This is a genomic window from Amycolatopsis sp. CA-230715, assembly GCF_018736145.1.
Lineage (GTDB): Bacteria > Actinomycetota > Actinomycetes > Mycobacteriales > Pseudonocardiaceae > Amycolatopsis.
Window position 1 is genome coordinate 9,418,691 of record NZ_CP059997.1, and the last position, 15,861, is coordinate 9,434,551.

Below are 15,861 nucleotides of genomic sequence, written 5' to 3' on the forward strand. Positions count from 1 at the left end.
CTGCGGCGGGAGAAGACTCCAATCAGTACCGTCGGGAAGGTGAACTTCTCTACGCTCGCGCCTCTGGACGGGAAGATCCTCCACGCGCTGACACTCGATGGCAGGGTGTCCTTCACGCGTCTCGGTGAGGTGCTCGGGGTGTCCGGCCAGACGGTCGCCCGCCGGTACGCGGGCCTGCGCAGGTCCGCGGCGCTCCGCGTGATCGGCACGATCGACCCGCACGCCAACGGTGAAGCGCAGTGGATGCTGCGGGTGCACACCACCCCCGACGCGGCCGAGCCGATCGCCGCCGCGCTGGCCAGGCGGCCCGACACCGCGTGGGTGCAGCTCACCTCCGCCGGCACGGAAATCATCTGCGCGAGCCGCATTCCCGAAGACCCGGCGGGCGAGTCCCCGCTGCTGCGCTCGCTGCCCCGCACCCCGAGGGTGCTCGCCGTGACCGCCCAGCGAGTGCTGCACACGTTCGTCGGCGGCGGGCACGGCCTGCTCGACCAGGCCGCGTTCCTCACCGCGGACGAGCGGGCCGCGCTCACCCCGTCGCCGCCGGTCGGCGACCCGGTCCACCTCAGCGCCGCCGACCAGCCGCTGCTGCTGGCACTGCGCCGCGACGGCAGGGCGAAGCTCGCCGAACTCGCCGCGGCGACCGGCTGGTCGACGACGAGCGCGCACCGGCGCCTCACCACCCTGCGTGAGGCGGGCGCGCTGACCTTCGACGTCGACTTCGACCGCACGATCTTCGGCCTGCGCGCGCGGACGCTGCTGTGGACCACGGTGGCCGCGGCCGATCTGCACCGCACCGGCAAGGCGCTGGCCGCGCATCCCGAGACTGTCTTCGCCGGCGCCACCACCGGGCCCACCAACCTCCTCGTCAACGTGCACTGCGAAAACGCCGGGGCGCTCTACGCGTACCTGACCGAACGGATCGCGTCACTGCCCGAGATCGGCACCGTCGAGACGAGTCCGGTGCTGCGCAACGTCAAGTACTTCTCGGGCCCTCACTGAGCCGTCAGCCTGCGGACCGGGGCGCCCTGCCAGCGCGTCGCGCCCGGCACCGTCTCCGAGGCCATCACCAGCGAGGCGGCACCCACCGACGCGGCCGGGCCGAGCCTGCTGCCGGGAAGCGCGATGCTGTGCGGCCCCAGCGTCGAACCGTCGTCGAGACGCACGTGCTCCAGCCGCATGATCCGGTCGTGGAACAGGTGCGTCTGCAACACGCAACCGCGGTTGACGCTCGCTCCGTCGGCCACGCTGACGAGATCGGTTTCGGGCAGCCAATGCGTCTCGCACCAGACGCCGCGGCCGATGCGGGCGCCGAGGCTGCGCATCCACCAGTTGAGCAGCGGCGTGCCGAGCCAGGTCTGCACGAGCCACGGCACCGCGAGCACCTCGACGAACGAGTCGTACAACTCGTTGCGCCACACGAAGGAACTCCACAACGGGTACCGCCGCGCCCGGAACTTCCCCACCAGAAGCCATTTCGCCGCCGTCGTCACCGCGCCCGCCACGAGCCCGGCGGCGCCGAGCAGGAGACCACCGACGCCGATCGCCGTGCCCACGCCGTAGGTTTCGTACACCACGTCGAAGGCGAAGAACAGCATCGTGCTCAGCACGCCCGCGAGCAGCAGCGGCACGAAACGGCACAGCTCGACCAAGGTCCGCGCCACCCGGAGCCGTCGCTTCGGCCGGAAAGTACGCGCGTCGTCGGCCTTTTCCGCCTGCCTCGGCAGGCGCAACGGCGGGCGGCCGAGCCAGGACGAATCCTCCGGAACGTCCTCCGGGGTGTCCGAGAGCACCCCGATCAGCGCGCCGTCGCCGACCGTCCGATCGGGACCGACGATGCCCGAATTGCCGACGAACGCCTTCGCACCGACCTCGACCGGCCCCGCGCGCAACCACCCGTCGCGCAGTTCGTACGGAGCCGCGAGCACGTCGTCGGCGAGGAAGGCGCCGTCGGCGACGCGCAGCAACCCCGGCAGCACCTGCACGGTCGACGCCTCGACCGAACGCCCGATCCTGGCGCCGAGCAGCCGCAACCACACCGGGGTGAAAAGGCTGGCGTAGAAGGGAAAGAGGGTCCGCCGCGCGATCCCGAGCAGATCGTGCACGAGCCACGCGCCCCAGCCTGCGGCGCTGTGCACGGGATGCGTTCCGCCCCGGACCAGCCGCCCGGCGAGCCGGACCGCGACGATCACGAGCGCCGCGTAGGTGACGAGCCCGGCGACCACCATCGCGGGCATCCACACCAGCATGTCGACGACCGCGGCGTTGACCGCAACGTCCGCGGGCAGGACGAGCACCGCGATCACCGCCGACGGCACCGCGGCGAGCAGCACGAGCACCCCGGTGATCGGCACGCCGAGCAGGTACAGCCACGACCAGCCTCGACGGCGGGGCGCCCGGTTTCCGGGCCAGGCCGCGCCGTCGGCCGTGCGCGAAGCCGGTGACCCCGCCCAAACCTGGCCATCGGGGATCGTGCCGCCGAGGCTCGCGCCGGGGAGGAGCTGTGCCCGGTCACCGAGGCGGGCGCCCGGCAGCAGTGTCGAACGAGCGCCGACCCGCGCGCCAGCCCCGATCTGGACCTCGCCGACGCGCAGCACGTCACCGTCGAGCCACCAGCCCGCGAGGTCCGCTTCGGGCTCCACGGCGCATCCGGTACCGAACTTCGCGAGGCCGGTGACCGGCGGCAGCGCGTGCAGATCGAGATCACGGCCCACCTCGCAGCCGAGGAGGCGCGCGTACCTGGCCGCCAGCGGCGTGCCCGCGATCGCGCCCGGCCCGAACGCGCCGACGAACCGTTCGGCCGCCCACAACCGCAGATGCGTTCGCCCACCGCGCCGGTAGTCCCCCGGACGCACGCGCCCGCGGAGCAGTCTCGCCCCGCCCGCCGCGACGAACATCCGCCCCGTCGGGCTGAACAGCACCACCCACGCGGTGCCGACGAGCCACCACGGCACCTGCGGCAGCCACGATTCGGGCAGGAAGAGCGACACGATGTTGCCGATCAACCCGAGCGTCAGCACCCAGCGGAGGCCGACGAAGGTCAGCAGCACGAGCTGGAACGCCGCCTGGAGCCAGCCGACGACACGCCGCGGCCGCCGATCCGGTCTCACCGCTTCGACGGTTTCCGCCATGGAGCGCGGCCCGCCGCACAACGCGCGCGGCGTCGGGTCGCGGTAAAGATCGCTGACCGACACTTCGGGATAGCGCTCGCGCAGCGTCGAAACGAGGCGCGCCGCGGCGAGGCTCGTCCCGCCGAGAGCGAAGAAGTCGTCATCGGGACCGACCTCGGTGCCCAGCAGCGCAGACCACTTTTCGAGCACCCACACCATCTCCGGGTCGAGATCGCCGGTGTCCGCGCGGGTGCTGGGAATCGGCCACGGCAGCGCGGCGCGGTCCACCTTTCCGGACGAGCGGACGGGGAACTCCGGAAGGACGGCGAGCCGGGGCACGAGCGCGGCGGGCAGCCGTTCCCGCAGGCTTTCCACCGCGGCCGCCTCGTCGAGCGCGTCCTCGGTCGGCACGACGTAGCCGACCAGCACGTCGATCCCGCCCGGCGTGCGGCGGACCACGGCCGCGGCGGCGGCCACGCCAGGCAGGTCGAGCAGCGCCGCCTCGATCTCCCCGAGTTCGACCCGCCGCCCGCCGAGCTTGACCTGGTCGTCGGCCCGCCCGGCGAACACCAGACCGTCCGGCGTCGCGCGGACGAGGTCCCCGCTGCGGTACCCGCGGCGCCAGCCGAAGCACGGCATCGGGGTGAACTTCTCGGTGTCCTTGACCGGATCCAGGTAGCGCGCGAGCCCGATCCCGCCGATCGCCAGCTCACCCGTTTCCCCGTCGGGGACCGGCAGCCCCGCCGCGTCGACCACCGCCAGCTCCCACCCGTCGAGCGGGAACCCGATGGTGACCTCGCGTCCCGCCCGCAGCCGCGCCGCGCACGCGACGACCGTGGTTTCCGTTGGCCCGTAGGTGTTCCACACCTCGCGCACGCCGTCGTCGAAGCGGCGGACCACCTCGGGCGGGCACGCCTCGCCGCCCAGCACGAGCAGGCGGACCCCGGCGAGCAGATCCGGTGACCAGAGCGCGGCGAGCGTGGGAACGGTGGACACCACGGTGATCCCGCGCTCGGCGAGCCACGGCCCGAGATCGGCACCCGTGCGCACGAGCGCGCGCGGCGCCGGGACGAGGCATCCGCCGTGCCGCCAGGCGAGCCACATCTCTTCGCACGACGCGTCGAAGGCGACCGAAAGCCCGGCGAGCACGCGATCTCCGGTGCCGATCGGTGAGCCAGGCAGGAACAACCCCGCCTCGGCGTCCACGAACGCGGCCGCCGACCGGTGGGTCACGGCGACGCCCTTCGGCTTGCCCGTCGACCCGGAGGTGAAGATGATCCACGCGTCGTCGCTCGGCGCCGGGGACGCCTGCGCTCCGGCGGGCGGCACCACCCCGGCGGCCACCCCGTCGGCACCGATCACCGCGCACACGGCGGCTTCGCGCCACGCCAGTTCGGCGCGCTCGTCGGGATCATCGGCGTCCACCGGGACGTACGCCGCGCCCGAGGCGAGTACCGCGAGCACGGCGAGGTACAGGTCCGCCGTTCCCGACGGGACCCTGATACCCACCCGGTCGCCGACCCCGATTCCGCGTTCCCCGAGCGCTTCCGCGCGGCGCGAGACCTCTTCGCTCAGCTCGGCATAGGAAAGAACCCGCGCTCCGGAGTCGAGCGCGGGTGCGTCGGGATGCGCGGCCGTCGTCGCTTCGAGAATGTCGACAAGAGTGCGCGTTCGACGCGCGCTCTTGTCGGGGGGAGCGGAATTCCCGCTGCCGGGAATTCCACCCCCGCCGCTGTTCTCCCGTTCGCTGACCGTCACCGCGTCCTCCTTCGCCGATCCGTTGCCCCGCGCGAAAACAACGATGCAGGGAAAGCCTGAGAGGACGCTGATGAAACCGTGTACGCGAACTGTGCGGCACCGGTCAGAAAAGGCGAATAGTGGACGATCCCGACGATCTTTCCGGGTGATCTGCGGCACTGACCACCCCACCGGGTGACGCGATTGTGAAGACAACATTAAATCGCGGCGCGGCAAGCAACCTCGGCCCCACTCGCTTTCCAACACCGCCCGATACCCATGCCCCGAAAGCCACAGTGATGGCGGGCGGGCGCCGCGACATCAGTGGCGGGGCGGGCGGCTGTCCCCGAAGGCCACCCTCGCGGACTCTAGCGCCACTTTCCCGGCCCTCGCGGGTGTGCGGGCGGGCGACGCGCATGCCCCGAAGGTGACCTTCGGGGCGCTCGATGCCCCGAAAGCCACCTTCGGGGCACCCGCCACCGGCGAGTCCTTTATGGACGGATGGGCGAGCGGGCCGGAACCGGGCGGTTCCCGCGGCGCGAAACTCGGGTAGCATGCGAAGGATGGCGCACACGGGAGAAACCGCCGACGGCCAAGCAGTCCAGGCCGCGCCGAAACGCCGTGACGCCAGGGCGAACCTGGCGCGGATCATGGCGGCGGCAGCGCGCGTCTTCGCGGTGGAAGGTCTCACCGCCACCCTCGCCGATGTCGCTAAGGAAGCAGGCGTCGGTGTCGGCACCGTGTACCGCACGTTCCCGAGCAAGGACGACCTGATCCACGACGTCTACGCGCCCCACCTCGAAGAGATCGAAGGGCGCGCGGCGGAGGCGAGCCGCGCCGAAGATCCCTGGTCCGGCGTCGTCGGCTTCCTGGAGCTGTCGATCCCCGAACTGGCACGCGATCGCGGTTTCCGCGAACTGCTCGGCGGCGCGTACACCGCGTCGCTCGGCTGGTCCCGGCCGAAGGCGCCGCACCGCCTCCGCGAGCTCGTCGCGAACAGCCACCAGCGCTCCAGCGCCCATCTCGCGGTGCTCGTCCGGCGCGCGCAGGAACGCGGCCAGCTCCGCGCCGACTTCGACACGACGGACCTGCTCGTGCTCGCGATGTCGGTGCAGACCGCCGTCGGGTTCGGCGGCCCTGGGCATCCCGGTCTCTACCGCAGGGCGATCGGCATCATCCTGGACGGGTTGTGCGTCGCCCGCGACCGGCCGTCCCCGCTGCCCGCGCCCGTGCTCGCCGGGCACGAGGTCGGCGCGCTCGGCTCCCCCGCGAGCTGATCAGGGGAACCGGTACGCGAGCGAACCGAACGCGCACCGCGCACGGCCCGCGGTGGTGAACACGTCGATATCGCACCAGAAAACGCGCTCGTCCCGAGCGCGGACACGCCTTCGTGGAGCCTGCCCTTCTCGTCGAGGTTCCGCTCCTCGAGCGCCATGACAAACGGCGGCGGGCGAGGGACGGGATCTCCTCAACCTGGCGTAGGCGGCCCCGTCGTGCTCCCGGTCAACCAGGCCGTCCTCTTCCGACCGTAGCGTCCTGTCGCGGTGCCCAAACCCCGGCGGCAAGTTTCTGCGCGTTGTGCCAGCAGACGCGGACCACCTCCGTGCAGCATCCTGTTTCCGCGACGAACGGGAGGGGATTCGCCTCGATCGCCGACTCGAAAGGGAACTCTCGCCATGAAGCGAACCAAGCGAACACTCGTGGGCGCGGTCGCGCTCGCGCTGATCTTCTCGGGGCTCGCCCCGGCGGGTGCCGCGCAAGCCCCGGCGCCGACCGCGAACACGGCGGGAGTGCTGCCGCCGGACCAGGACCCGTTCTACCGCCCGCCAGCCGGTTTCGAGTCCAGTCCTAACGGGACGGTGCTGCGTTCGCGCGAGGTCACCGCGCTGGCCATCGTCTTCCCCATCCCGGCCAAGGCGCACCAGGTCCTCTACAAGTCCGTCGACGGTCACGGCGAACCGGTCGCCGAAGCCGCGACCGTGCTGGTGCCGCTCGCGCCGTGGACCGGCCGCGGTCCACGGCCTCTTGTGTCGTACCAGCTCGCCGAGGACTCCCTGTCCACGCGGTGCCAGCCGTCGTACACCCTGCGGGTCGGCATCGGCGCGCCCACTCCGGCCGCGACCTACGAGATGACGCTGTCGCTCGGCGCGCTCGCCAAGGGGTACGCCGTGGTCTACGCCGACTACGAAGGACCGCACTCGCAGTTCGCCGCCGGACCGCAGGCCGCGCATGGAGTGCTCGACGGGATCCGCGCGGTGCAGCACTTCCCCGGCGCCGGGCTGCCGCCGAACGGCCCGGTGGCGTTGTGGGGCTACTCGGGCGGCGGACTGGCCACCACCTGGGCCGCCGAGCAGAAGGACGCCTACGCGCCGGAGCTCAACGTCGTCGGCGCGGCCGCGGGCGGAGTGCCCGCCGATCTGGAGAAGATGCTGAAGTTCAACGACGGCAACCTCGGCGCCGGTCTCGGGCTGATCGGCGTGATGGGGCTGTCGAGGGCGTATCCCGAGGCGGGGGTCGACGCGCTGCTCAACGACAAGGGCCGCAAGCTGTTCGCCGACAACCACGACAACTGCACGTTGGACATCGCGCTGCTGCACCCGTTCGACCGGCTGTCGAACTACACGACCGTGCCGGCACCGGCGGACTCGCCCGCGGCCAGGCTGTTGTACGAGAAGAACAACACCGGGCAGGCGACGCCGAAGTTCCCGTTCTACAACTACCAGGGCCTCGCCGACGAATTCGTTCCCGTGGCACCCGCCGACGCGCTGGTCGGGAAGTACTGCGCGAACGGCGGGACGGTCGAGAAGTCCCGCATTCCCTTCGCGGGCCACATCACCGGCGAGATCGCAGGAGACCTCCCCGCGCTGGCGTGGTTGTCCGACCGCTTCGACGGCAAACCGGCCAAGAACGACTGTGCGTGATCGGGCACGGGGTGGTGTCCGAACGCCACCCCGTGCCCGTCAGGGCTTGACCTCCAGCACCATCGAGGTTCGAGACTGGGTTCATGACTGAAGCGATCCCGGTGACCGGCGTCAACGAACTGACCCTCGAAACCACCGATCTCCCCCGTGCCGAGCGGTTCTACACCGAGGTGCTCGGGTTCCCCGTCCTCGAACGCTGGGAAGGTTCACATTGGACGGGAAGGGAGGCGGTGTGGGTGCTCGCCGGTTCGACCAGGATCGGGCTGTGGAAGCCCGCGCTGGGCATCTCGCGCGCGCGTCCCGGTGTCCACGTCCACTACGCGATGGGCGTCGCCGCCGACGCCTACGATGACGTGGTCGCTACCCTGCGGTCCCGCGGGCTCACCGTCGACGAGGTCGAGTTCGGCGACCGCGCCGCGAGGTCCGCCTACGTCACGGACCCGGACGGGCACGTCGTGGAGTTCTGGACCTGGGACATCCGCAAGGGCAACCCCGGCCCACCGCGCGCGATGAGCGAGAACGTCTTCGGCGTCCCCGCGGCGCCCTGAACCCCCGCCGTTCCGCGCCGGAGCGCCGGGGCATGATGGTGCCGAGCTTTTCGGAACGCCTGGGGAGGTTTCAATGCCCGAAGAGACCGGCGCCGCGCGGCGGCGCAAAGTCCGGCGCCTGCAGCGCTACCTCATCAACCCGCCGCTGGTGCTGGCGCTGCGCCTCGGCGTGCTTCCGGGGCACGCCCTGCTCGAAACCACCGGCAGGCGGACGGGGCGACGACGCCGCACCATCGTCGGGGTCCGGCTGGAGGGCAAGGTCCTCTGGCTCGTCGCCGAGCAGGGTTCGCACGCGGGTTACGTGCGGAACCTGATGGCGAACCCGGAGATCAAGGTGTTCCACGAGCGGCGGTGGTACCGGGCCACCGCCGCGCTGGACCCGGACACGGATCCCGAGGCGCTGCTGGACGCGTGGCCGGACGCGCGGCACGCCCGCAACGTCCGCCGCTTCGGGACCGATCTCAAGGTGATCCGCGTGGAAGTTGCCGAACCGGCAACGTAGATTGCGCGCGGGGCCGTGAGACCCGCACCATCGCGGTATGACATCGAATTCAACACCCGCCAGCTTCGACATCGTGGTGATCGGGGGCGGCGCGGCGGGGCTCAGCGGCGCGCTGACGCTCGGCCGCGCCCGCAGGTCCGTGCTCGTCATCGACGCGGGCGAGCCCCGCAACTCCCCCGCCGCGCACGCGCACAACTACCTCGGGCGCGAAGGCGTGGCGCCGCGCGAACTGCTCGCGATCGGCCGCGAAGAGGTGGCCCGGTACGGGGTCGCCGTCCGGGACGGCCGCGTGACCGGCGCGGAGCGGGACGCCGACGGTTTTCGCGTGCACGTCGCCGACGGAACCAGCGTGACCGCGCGCAGGCTGCTCGTCGCGACCGGTCTGGTCGACGAGTTGCCTCCGGTGCCCGGCCTCGCCGAGCGCTGGGGCCACGACGTGCTGCACTGCCCCTACTGCCACGGCTGGGAGGTCAGGGACCAGGCCATCGGCGTGCTCGCTTCGGGCCCGCTTTCCGTGCACCAGGCCCTGCTCTGGCGCCAGTGGAGCGAAGACGTCACGCTGTTCCTCAACGACGCGTTCGAACCGGGCGACGACGATCGCGGGCAGTTGCTCGCCCGCGGCATCACGATCGTCGCGGGCGCGGTCGGCCACCTGGAGTCCAAAGAGGACGAACTGACCGGGGTGGCGCTCGCCGACGGGCGCGTGGTGGCCTGCCGGGCGCTCGTGGTCGCCCCGAAGTTCGCCGCGCGCGCCGAACCGCTCGCCGCGCTCGGTTTGACCACCGCGGAGCAGGAGCGGGCTGGCACCGTCGTCGGCACTGCCGTCGGCACGGTGGATCCGACGGGCCGCACCGAAGTGCCCGGGGTCTGGGTCGCGGGCAACGTCACGGATCTGTTCGACACCGTGGCCACGGCCGTGGCGGCCGGGACGCGCGCGGCGGCCGCGATCAACGCGGACCTCGTCGCCGAGGACACCAGGATGGCGGTCGAGGCCCGCTGACCCGATCAGCTCGGCGGCGCCGGCGCGGCGCGGCGTAGTGCCAACGGCGCGCCGGGCTGGGGGTTTCCCGACCAGCTGCCGCTTTCCGCGGTCCACTGCTTGCCTTCGAAGCTGACCTGGTCCACCCCCACCGCGGCGGCGTGCGCCACCAGCCAACTGCTCAGCGCCCAGCCCCGCGCGCTGGGGTGCGCGCCGCTCAGCGCGGCCGTCCCCAGCTCGTTCTTCGCGGTGGCGACGAGATCGGCGGTCGGCTGGGGCGTGATGTCGTGGCAGGTCAGCGCGGCGGGACGGAGCCCGGTCAGCGCCGCGGCGGCGGCACGCGCGGTGGGTTCCCACTGCGCGTACGCATCCGGGGCGCCGGACCGCTGCACCTCCTGCGCGGCGACGGTGACCGGGAGATCGGCCCATCCCGGCAACGCGGCGAGTCGCTTGTAGAACGCGGTCGCCGCGTACACCGGGTCCTTGATCTGGTCCGGGGTGCCCCAGCCCTGGCTCGGCCGCTGCTGGAAGAGGCCGAGCGAATCGCGGTCCCCGCCGGGCAGGTTGCGCAGCCCCGATTCCTGCAACGCGGTCGCCAGCGCGATCGTGGCCGCGTGCTCCGGCATCCCGAGCTTCATCCCGACGGCCGCGATGGTCGCGGCGTACCCCATGCCCTCCGTGGTGAAGGTGTACTCGGGACGGCCGTCACCCGGTGCCGCGGTCACCGAGCACCCCGGTGCCGGACGCCTCTTGTCCGACAGCGTCCACACGAGCACGATCCCGGCCACCAGCACGACCACCAGCACGATCGCGAGCAGACAACCCTTCCGCATTCCCAGCCCCTCCGGCAGATCACCCTTGGGGCAAGTCTGCCTTCGCGGGGTGGCCGGGGGTGCGACCGGGTCCGCCGGGCGCGAAAGTGCTCGCGGCGCCGGGTCGGCGCCGCGAGCATCGGACCCGCGTTCTCCTCAGCCCGCGTACCCTCGCAGGCGATCGATCAGGGCACGCGCCGCCTCGTCCGCCACGGGTTCGAGGTATTCCAGCGTGTGCGAACCGCCTTCGTCGGTGACGGTGATCCGGTAGGTGCGCCGGTCACCGCCTGCCGACTGGATGGTGGCAGGGTGCGGCTCGTCCGCGACCGCGCGGGCGAGGCCTTCCAGATCGGCCGCCGCGGGATCGGGCAGATCGCCCGTGTCCACGGTGACCGTCCGGTTGAGCCCAGGGAAAACCGCGAAACCGCCATCGGACTCCAGGGAAATGCGCATACCTCCGGATCTCCTGTCCGACTCAGACACCGCTCGCCTGCTGCGCTTCGGCCTGGATCGCGGCCGCCTTGGGAATGCCGTTGCCGGAGGCGTCCACGGAACCCGGCTGCGTCGCGGACAGCAGGGACTTCGCGATGCCGACGGTACCCTCCTTCGACAGGTACCAGGCACCGTCCAGCCCGCCGAAGGTCGACATCGCACCGGATCCCACGCTGCCGTCGACCGTGCCCGCGTACTTCGCGGGCCCGGTGTCGAAGCTCAGCAGGATCGTGCCGTCCTGCTGGTGCCACTTGCCGGTCAGCGCGCCGGTGAAGGTGCCGTTGCCGTTGAACGACAGCATCGTCTGCGCGTAGCTCCGCGTGGCGCCCCAGCTGAAGTGCAGCAGCCAGTTGCCGGAGATCTTCGGTGACGCGAACGTCACGTTCACCCCGACCTGCCGCCACGCGTCGATGATCACCTGCGCCTCGTTGGCCCCGTAGAGCAGGCTCGCGTTGGCCGCGGTGAGGTTCGCGAAGTCGAGGAACTGCGCGGTCGAAGACAGCCTGGGGTCGCACAACGTCGTGTACCAGATGCGGCCAGCCCGCTCCCACGCGTTCCCGCCGAGCCCGATCGCGGCGAGGTAGAACGCCTTGTTCGGAATGCCGGAGTTGATGTGCACGCCACCGTTGTCCGAAGTGGTGTTGACGTAGTGGCTCATGTGCGACGGCTGCGGGTCCTTGCCGAGGTGCGGGTCGTCGTAGGCGGTGCCGGGGTCCTTCATGGACCGCAGCGCGACGCCGTTGACGCCCTTGGCGAGCAGGCCCTGCCCGATCAGCCAGTCGGCCTGCGCCGCCGTCTGGTGCAGCGCGTACTGCTTGACCAACGAGCCGAAGACGTCCGACACCGATTCGTTCAGCGCCCCCGGCTGGTCGTGGTAGACCAGGTTCGCCTGGTGGGCGGTGACCCCGTGGGTCAGTTCGTGGCCCATCACGTCCACCGCGATGGTGAACCGGTTGAAGTACACGCCGTCGCCGTCGCCGAAGACCATCTGGACGCCGTTCCAGAAGGCGTTGTCGTAGTTCACTCCGAAGTGGACGGTCGCCTTGAGGTCCATCCCCGCGTTGTCGATCGAGTTGCGGTTGTAGATGTCCCAGTACAGTTTGAAGGTGGCGCCGAGGCCGTCGTACGCCTCGTCCACGGTGACCTGTCCCGAAGCGGCCTGGCCCTCGGACCTGATGAGCGTGCCCGGCAGGTTCTGGGTCTGGTTCGCGGAGTAGATGTAGCGCTGCAGGTGCGCGGTCGCCGACGGGGCGACCTCGGCAACGGGCATCGCGATGAACTGTTCGGTGAGCCGGGCGGCGCGCACGCTGGTGTCCACGGCGAGGACTTCGAGCACCGCGCGGCGGACATCTTTGTCGGTCGCATTCGCTGCCACCGATTCGAGCATATGGGGAGGAATGATGCAGAAAAGGGAATGCCGGTGCTGAGACATGGCTGTGCCTGCCTTTCGCAAGCAGTAACGGAGGAACGGCTGGCTTGGTCAGAACTTGTTACCGGCCGGGTCGATCGGCAGGCGGGCCGTCTTGCTCGTGACGCCGGTGACTCCCTGTTTGAGCATGTACCACGACCCGGTCAGGCCCGCGAACGTCGACATCGCACCCGATGCCACGTTCGCGTCGACTGTGCCGCCGTACTTGGCCGGTCCGCCCGCGAAGCTCAACAGGATCGTGCCGTCCTGCTGCCGCCAGTTCCCCGCGCCGGGCCCGCTGAAGGTCCCGTCGCCCTTGAGACTGATGGGCGCCTGCCCGAAATTGTTGGCGTTTCCCCAACTGTAGTGCAATATCCAATCACCGACCGCGCTCACGATGATCCTTTCGCCGCATGGAAACAGATCATTGGCGACCCTTGTATTGCCGCCGACTCAAACAGTCGGCCCTGATCCAGGCGATGTCGCGTATCGGCGGACAGTTCACCTAAACGTATCAGCAACTCGCGATCCGATATCACTCCCGCCGAAAAGGACCAGAGTCGTTGGCCCCGGGAAAAGAGGACCTTCGGCCCTGAGCCGCCTCCGCCTCCGCCTCGTTACCTCTTTTCCCTTGCGGTATAAAGATCTTCGACGTCCACGGCGCGCGTCACGACCGCCGAGGAGACGTCGGCCAGGGTCCGCCGGTTGTTTCGCGCGAACCGCCGCAACACCGCGAAAGCCTCTCCCATTTCCACGCCAAGACGCTCGGCGATGAACCCTTTCGCCTGCTCGATGATCACCCTGCTGGTGAGCGCCGTCTCCAGTTGCTCGACGAGCAGTTCGTGGCGCCGGATCGCCCTCGCCTGCAGCAACGAAATCGTGGCCACGTCCACCATCGCCTTGGCCGAACGGAGCTCTGCCGGTTCGAGGTGACCGGTCGAGGAGCGGAACAGGTTGAGCACCCCGACCACCTCGGACCTCAGCTGCATCGGCAGCGCGAGCACCGACCGGAAGTCGACCGACAGTGCCTTGCGAGCGAACCGCGGCCACCTCGTCCCCGCCGAGCTCAGGTCCGGCCAGGTCACCGCGTTCTTGCTGTGGAACGCCTCGATGCAGGGGCCCTCGCTGGACTGCAGTTGGAACAGCTCGAGCACCCGCGCGCTCTCGTTCGAACTGGCCACCAGTTGCAGTTCACCGCGCGAACTGGTCAGCAGGAGCCCGGCGGCGTCCACCTCGAGGAGTTCGACACATCTGTCCGTGAGCAGGTGCAGGAAGTCGATGGCGTCGAAGTCATCGGTCAGGGTGTCCGCCAGTTCGACGAACGTGTCCATCAAACGCTGCTCGCTCACCGTCAGATCCTCCACGTGGCAACCACCGACATACCCAAAAGACTGCTCCCCGCCGCGATCATCCGGCCCCCTTCTCGATGTCGAACCTCAACACTCTGCCGACCACGTCGGCGGCGACCTCGGACAGCGTCCGCCGGTCGGCGAACGCGCGTGCACGCAACCGTGCATATGCGTCGTCGAGCGTCAGGTCCAGCCGTGCCGCGATCATTCCAGCCGCCTGGTGGACCCGCGGATCGGACAGGGTGAAAGTGCTCCCCGGGGGACCGCTGTCCGCGTTCGGCACGCCGGCGTACTCATCGAGCACGAGCATCATGACGATCTCCCCGAACACCAGCGCGTCGGTCAGTTCGGCGGCCTCCAACGGCCGCGGTTCTCGGCGGCACAGGGTCAGCACCCCCACCTTCACCGCACCGACGACCAGCGGCAACGCGAAAACCGCCCGGCTACCGGCTTCGACGGCGGACGCGGTGTACAACGGCCAGCGGCGAGCGGCGGCGAGATCATCCAAATCGGACACCAGCACCGGCGCCCGCTCGCGCCACGCGTCGCTCGCGGGCCCTTCCCCCACCGTGGCTTCGATGTCCGCGAGCCGAGCGGACAGCGGCGCGCTCGAGTACCGGAGCTCCATGAGGCCGCCACTCCCGGTACCCACCAGCAAACCCGCACCGGTGACCCGCAGCGCGCTCGCGGCCGTATCGCAGACAATCTCGACCGAGACCGTTCCGCCCTGCCTCCTGGCGTGTTCGGACATCGGTACCCACAACTGCACGAGACGCGAGCCCTCGGGATTACCGCTCTGGATTATCGACACGACATCCCAAGGCCTCCGGATCGGTTGAGTGACTGACCAAGGATCGCGCGCTTGACCTACTCTCGTGCTTACCGAATCGGCGCCGACGCGACTTTACACCGCGGTCCACGGCACCGGTGCGCGCCACACGCCGGACCACGGGTACCCGCCGCTCACCACAACTGCCACGGGTACACCATTCAGAGGCTGAACACCGATATCCGTCCCGGTACTGTCGATTGCCGTGCTGCGCATGAGACCGCCTTGCCCACGCGGATATCCGGCACCGCAGTTTATCGCACGACGAGCGGGCGCCTCGATCCCGTGACCGGGTGCCGGTCATCGCCCGTGCTCCCGGCTCCGCTGCCCGGCGGTGCCGTCCGTGACCTCGCCCGCCAGCGCCTCTCGCAATGTGGTCAACGCCCGGTGCTGGGTCACGCGCACCGCGCCCGCGCTCGGCATCCCCAGTGTCGCCGCGGTCTCTTCGGCGGAATAGCCGAACAGCACTCGCATGGCCAGCACCTCGCGATGCCGCGGGGGAAGCCGACCCAGCAGCCACGACAAGGTCAGCTGCTGGTCGGCCAGCTCGATTTCGTCCCGGCCGCGATCGCCGTGCCCCTCGCCGAAATCGGGCACCGGCTCGGTCCGGTCGCCCGCCCTGCCGCGGTAGACGTCGACGATCTTGTGCCCGGCGATACCGAAGACGAAGGAAAGGAACCGGTCAGCCGGATAGCGGTACCGCGGCAGCGCCGCGAGCACCGCGACGAGCACGTCCTGCGTGCAGTCCTCTGCTCCCGTCGCGCGGTGGTCGCGCCCGCCGAGGCGGCGAACGCAGTAGCGGAGGACGACCGGGTGCAGCAGCCGCAGAAGTCCCTCGGTCGCACCGGGATCGCCGCGGACGGCCGCTGTGATGAGCTCCGGCCGCATGCCGGTACAGGAATCCCCCCGAGCCCTCGTCTCACCATCAGCGAAACGGCTCGCCAGCAGTACGCCTCCGGACATCCCGAGGACTCCCAGATCCGATCGTCCGCGCCGACACGATTCCGGCAGAAGATCACGTTTGGTCGTCCGGGGTCCTGGGATTCTCAAGCGCGTTCACCCCAGCGTGCACCACGTCCCCGAGGTTGTCCATCCTCGCTTTCAGCGACAACGAAGTCGCCGATGTGCGAGCAAGATCAGTCCGTTGAATTTCCCGGCCGGAGTATTCCGGATG

14 protein-coding genes are annotated in these 15,861 nt (G+C 70.4%); 6 read left to right on the forward strand and 8 right to left on the reverse strand.

The genetic code is table 11. The annotated features are described in order from the left end of the window. The first annotated feature begins 39 nt into the window (after positions 1-39). Positions 40-1,002 carry an Lrp/AsnC family transcriptional regulator gene (locus HUW46_RS43545; RefSeq protein ID WP_215544479.1) on the forward strand — a complete coding sequence of 321 codons (963 nt, stop codon included), beginning with the start codon at positions 40-42 and terminating at the stop codon, positions 1,000-1,002. Here the strand turns inward: HUW46_RS43545 and HUW46_RS43550 are convergent. Continuing rightward, positions 996-4,868 carry a Pls/PosA family non-ribosomal peptide synthetase gene (locus HUW46_RS43550; RefSeq protein WP_254125538.1) on the reverse strand — a complete coding sequence of 1,291 codons (3,873 nt, stop codon included), beginning with the start codon at positions 4,866-4,868 and terminating at the stop codon, positions 996-998. The genes HUW46_RS43545 and HUW46_RS43550 overlap by 7 nt on opposite strands. A 542-nt stretch (positions 4,869-5,410) precedes the next feature. Between HUW46_RS43550 and HUW46_RS43555 the strand changes: the two genes are divergently transcribed. From HUW46_RS43555 to HUW46_RS43575, 5 genes are all read left to right on the forward strand, one after another. Continuing rightward, positions 5,411-6,124 (forward strand): TetR/AcrR family transcriptional regulator, encoded by a 714-nt coding sequence (locus tag HUW46_RS43555; RefSeq protein ID WP_215544481.1) that lies wholly within the window; start codon positions 5,411-5,413, stop codon positions 6,122-6,124. A gap of 399 nt (positions 6,125-6,523) precedes the next feature. Beyond that, positions 6,524-7,768: a lipase family protein gene (locus HUW46_RS43560; protein WP_215544482.1), complete on the forward strand. Its 1,245-nt coding sequence runs from the start codon at positions 6,524-6,526 to the stop codon at positions 7,766-7,768. 83 nt (positions 7,769-7,851) lie between these two features. Then, the gene (locus HUW46_RS43565) at positions 7,852-8,316 is read left to right on the forward strand and encodes a VOC family protein (RefSeq protein ID WP_215544483.1); all 465 of its coding nucleotides are present in this window, start codon (positions 7,852-7,854) and stop codon (positions 8,314-8,316) included. A gap of 73 nt (positions 8,317-8,389) precedes the next feature. Beyond that, entirely contained in the window at positions 8,390-8,818 is a 429-nt protein-coding gene (locus HUW46_RS43570) for a nitroreductase/quinone reductase family protein (RefSeq protein WP_215544484.1), read from the forward strand. A gap of 37 nt (positions 8,819-8,855) precedes the next feature. Then, a complete protein-coding gene (locus HUW46_RS43575; protein ID WP_215544485.1) occupies positions 8,856-9,818 on the forward strand; it encodes an NAD(P)/FAD-dependent oxidoreductase in 963 nt (320 codons plus the stop codon). A 5-nt stretch (positions 9,819-9,823) separates the two neighbouring features. Here HUW46_RS43575 and HUW46_RS43580 read toward each other — a convergent pair whose 3' ends face one another. The 7 genes from HUW46_RS43580 to HUW46_RS43610 all read right to left on the reverse strand — a co-directional run bounded on the left by HUW46_RS43580 (position 9,824) and on the right by HUW46_RS43610 (position 15,575). Further along, the gene (locus tag HUW46_RS43580) at positions 9,824-10,630 is read right to left on the reverse strand and encodes a hypothetical protein (RefSeq protein ID WP_215544486.1); all 807 of its coding nucleotides are present in this window, start codon (positions 10,628-10,630) and stop codon (positions 9,824-9,826) included. Positions 10,631-10,765: 135 nt separating this feature from the next. Continuing rightward, on the reverse strand, positions 10,766-11,062 hold the full coding sequence (locus HUW46_RS43585; RefSeq protein ID WP_215544487.1) for a protealysin inhibitor emfourin: 297 nt from the start codon (positions 11,060-11,062) through the stop codon (positions 10,766-10,768). A gap of 22 nt (positions 11,063-11,084) precedes the next feature. Continuing rightward, the gene (locus HUW46_RS43590) at positions 11,085-12,476 is read right to left on the reverse strand and encodes a M4 family metallopeptidase (protein ID WP_215544488.1); all 1,392 of its coding nucleotides are present in this window, start codon (positions 12,474-12,476) and stop codon (positions 11,085-11,087) included. Between the two features lie 105 nt (positions 12,477-12,581). Further along, entirely contained in the window at positions 12,582-12,905 is a 324-nt protein-coding gene (locus HUW46_RS43595; protein ID WP_215544489.1) for a hypothetical protein, read from the reverse strand. Between the two features lie 221 nt (positions 12,906-13,126). Next, the gene (locus tag HUW46_RS43600; protein ID WP_254125540.1) at positions 13,127-13,858 is read right to left on the reverse strand and encodes a GAF and ANTAR domain-containing protein; all 732 of its coding nucleotides are present in this window, start codon (positions 13,856-13,858) and stop codon (positions 13,127-13,129) included. A gap of 58 nt (positions 13,859-13,916) precedes the next feature. Next, a complete protein-coding gene (locus HUW46_RS43605) occupies positions 13,917-14,609 on the reverse strand; it encodes a GAF and ANTAR domain-containing protein (protein ID WP_215544490.1) in 693 nt (230 codons plus the stop codon). A 378-nt stretch (positions 14,610-14,987) separates the two neighbouring features. Beyond that, positions 14,988-15,575 (reverse strand): sigma-70 family RNA polymerase sigma factor, encoded by a 588-nt coding sequence (locus tag HUW46_RS43610; protein ID WP_215544491.1) that lies wholly within the window; start codon positions 15,573-15,575, stop codon positions 14,988-14,990. Between the last annotated feature and the right edge of the window lie 286 nt (positions 15,576-15,861).

What these genes read in the sequence shown, in the direction of transcription:
- HUW46_RS43580 (WP_215544486.1), bottom strand. Translation starts at nt 10,630, where the DNA reads ATGCGGAAGGGTTGTCTGCTCGCGATCGTGCTGGTGGTCGTGCTGGTG.
- HUW46_RS43565 (WP_215544483.1), top strand. Translation starts at nt 7,852, where the DNA reads ATGACTGAAGCGATCCCGGTGACCGGCGTCAACGAACTGACCCTCGAA.
- HUW46_RS43610 (WP_215544491.1), bottom strand. Translation starts at nt 15,575, where the DNA reads ATGCGGCCGGAGCTCATCACAGCGGCCGTCCGCGGCGATCCCGGTGCG.
- HUW46_RS43560 (WP_215544482.1), top strand. Translation starts at nt 6,524, where the DNA reads ATGAAGCGAACCAAGCGAACACTCGTGGGCGCGGTCGCGCTCGCGCTG.
- HUW46_RS43605 (WP_215544490.1), bottom strand. Translation starts at nt 14,609, where the DNA reads ATGTCCGAACACGCCAGGAGGCAGGGCGGAACGGTCTCGGTCGAGATT.
- HUW46_RS43575 (WP_215544485.1), top strand. Translation starts at nt 8,856, where the DNA reads ATGACATCGAATTCAACACCCGCCAGCTTCGACATCGTGGTGATCGGG.
- HUW46_RS43585 (WP_215544487.1), bottom strand. Translation starts at nt 11,062, where the DNA reads ATGCGCATTTCCCTGGAGTCCGATGGCGGTTTCGCGGTTTTCCCTGGG.
- HUW46_RS43570 (WP_215544484.1), top strand. Translation starts at nt 8,390, where the DNA reads ATGCCCGAAGAGACCGGCGCCGCGCGGCGGCGCAAAGTCCGGCGCCTG.
- HUW46_RS43555 (WP_215544481.1), top strand. Translation starts at nt 5,411, where the DNA reads ATGGCGCACACGGGAGAAACCGCCGACGGCCAAGCAGTCCAGGCCGCG.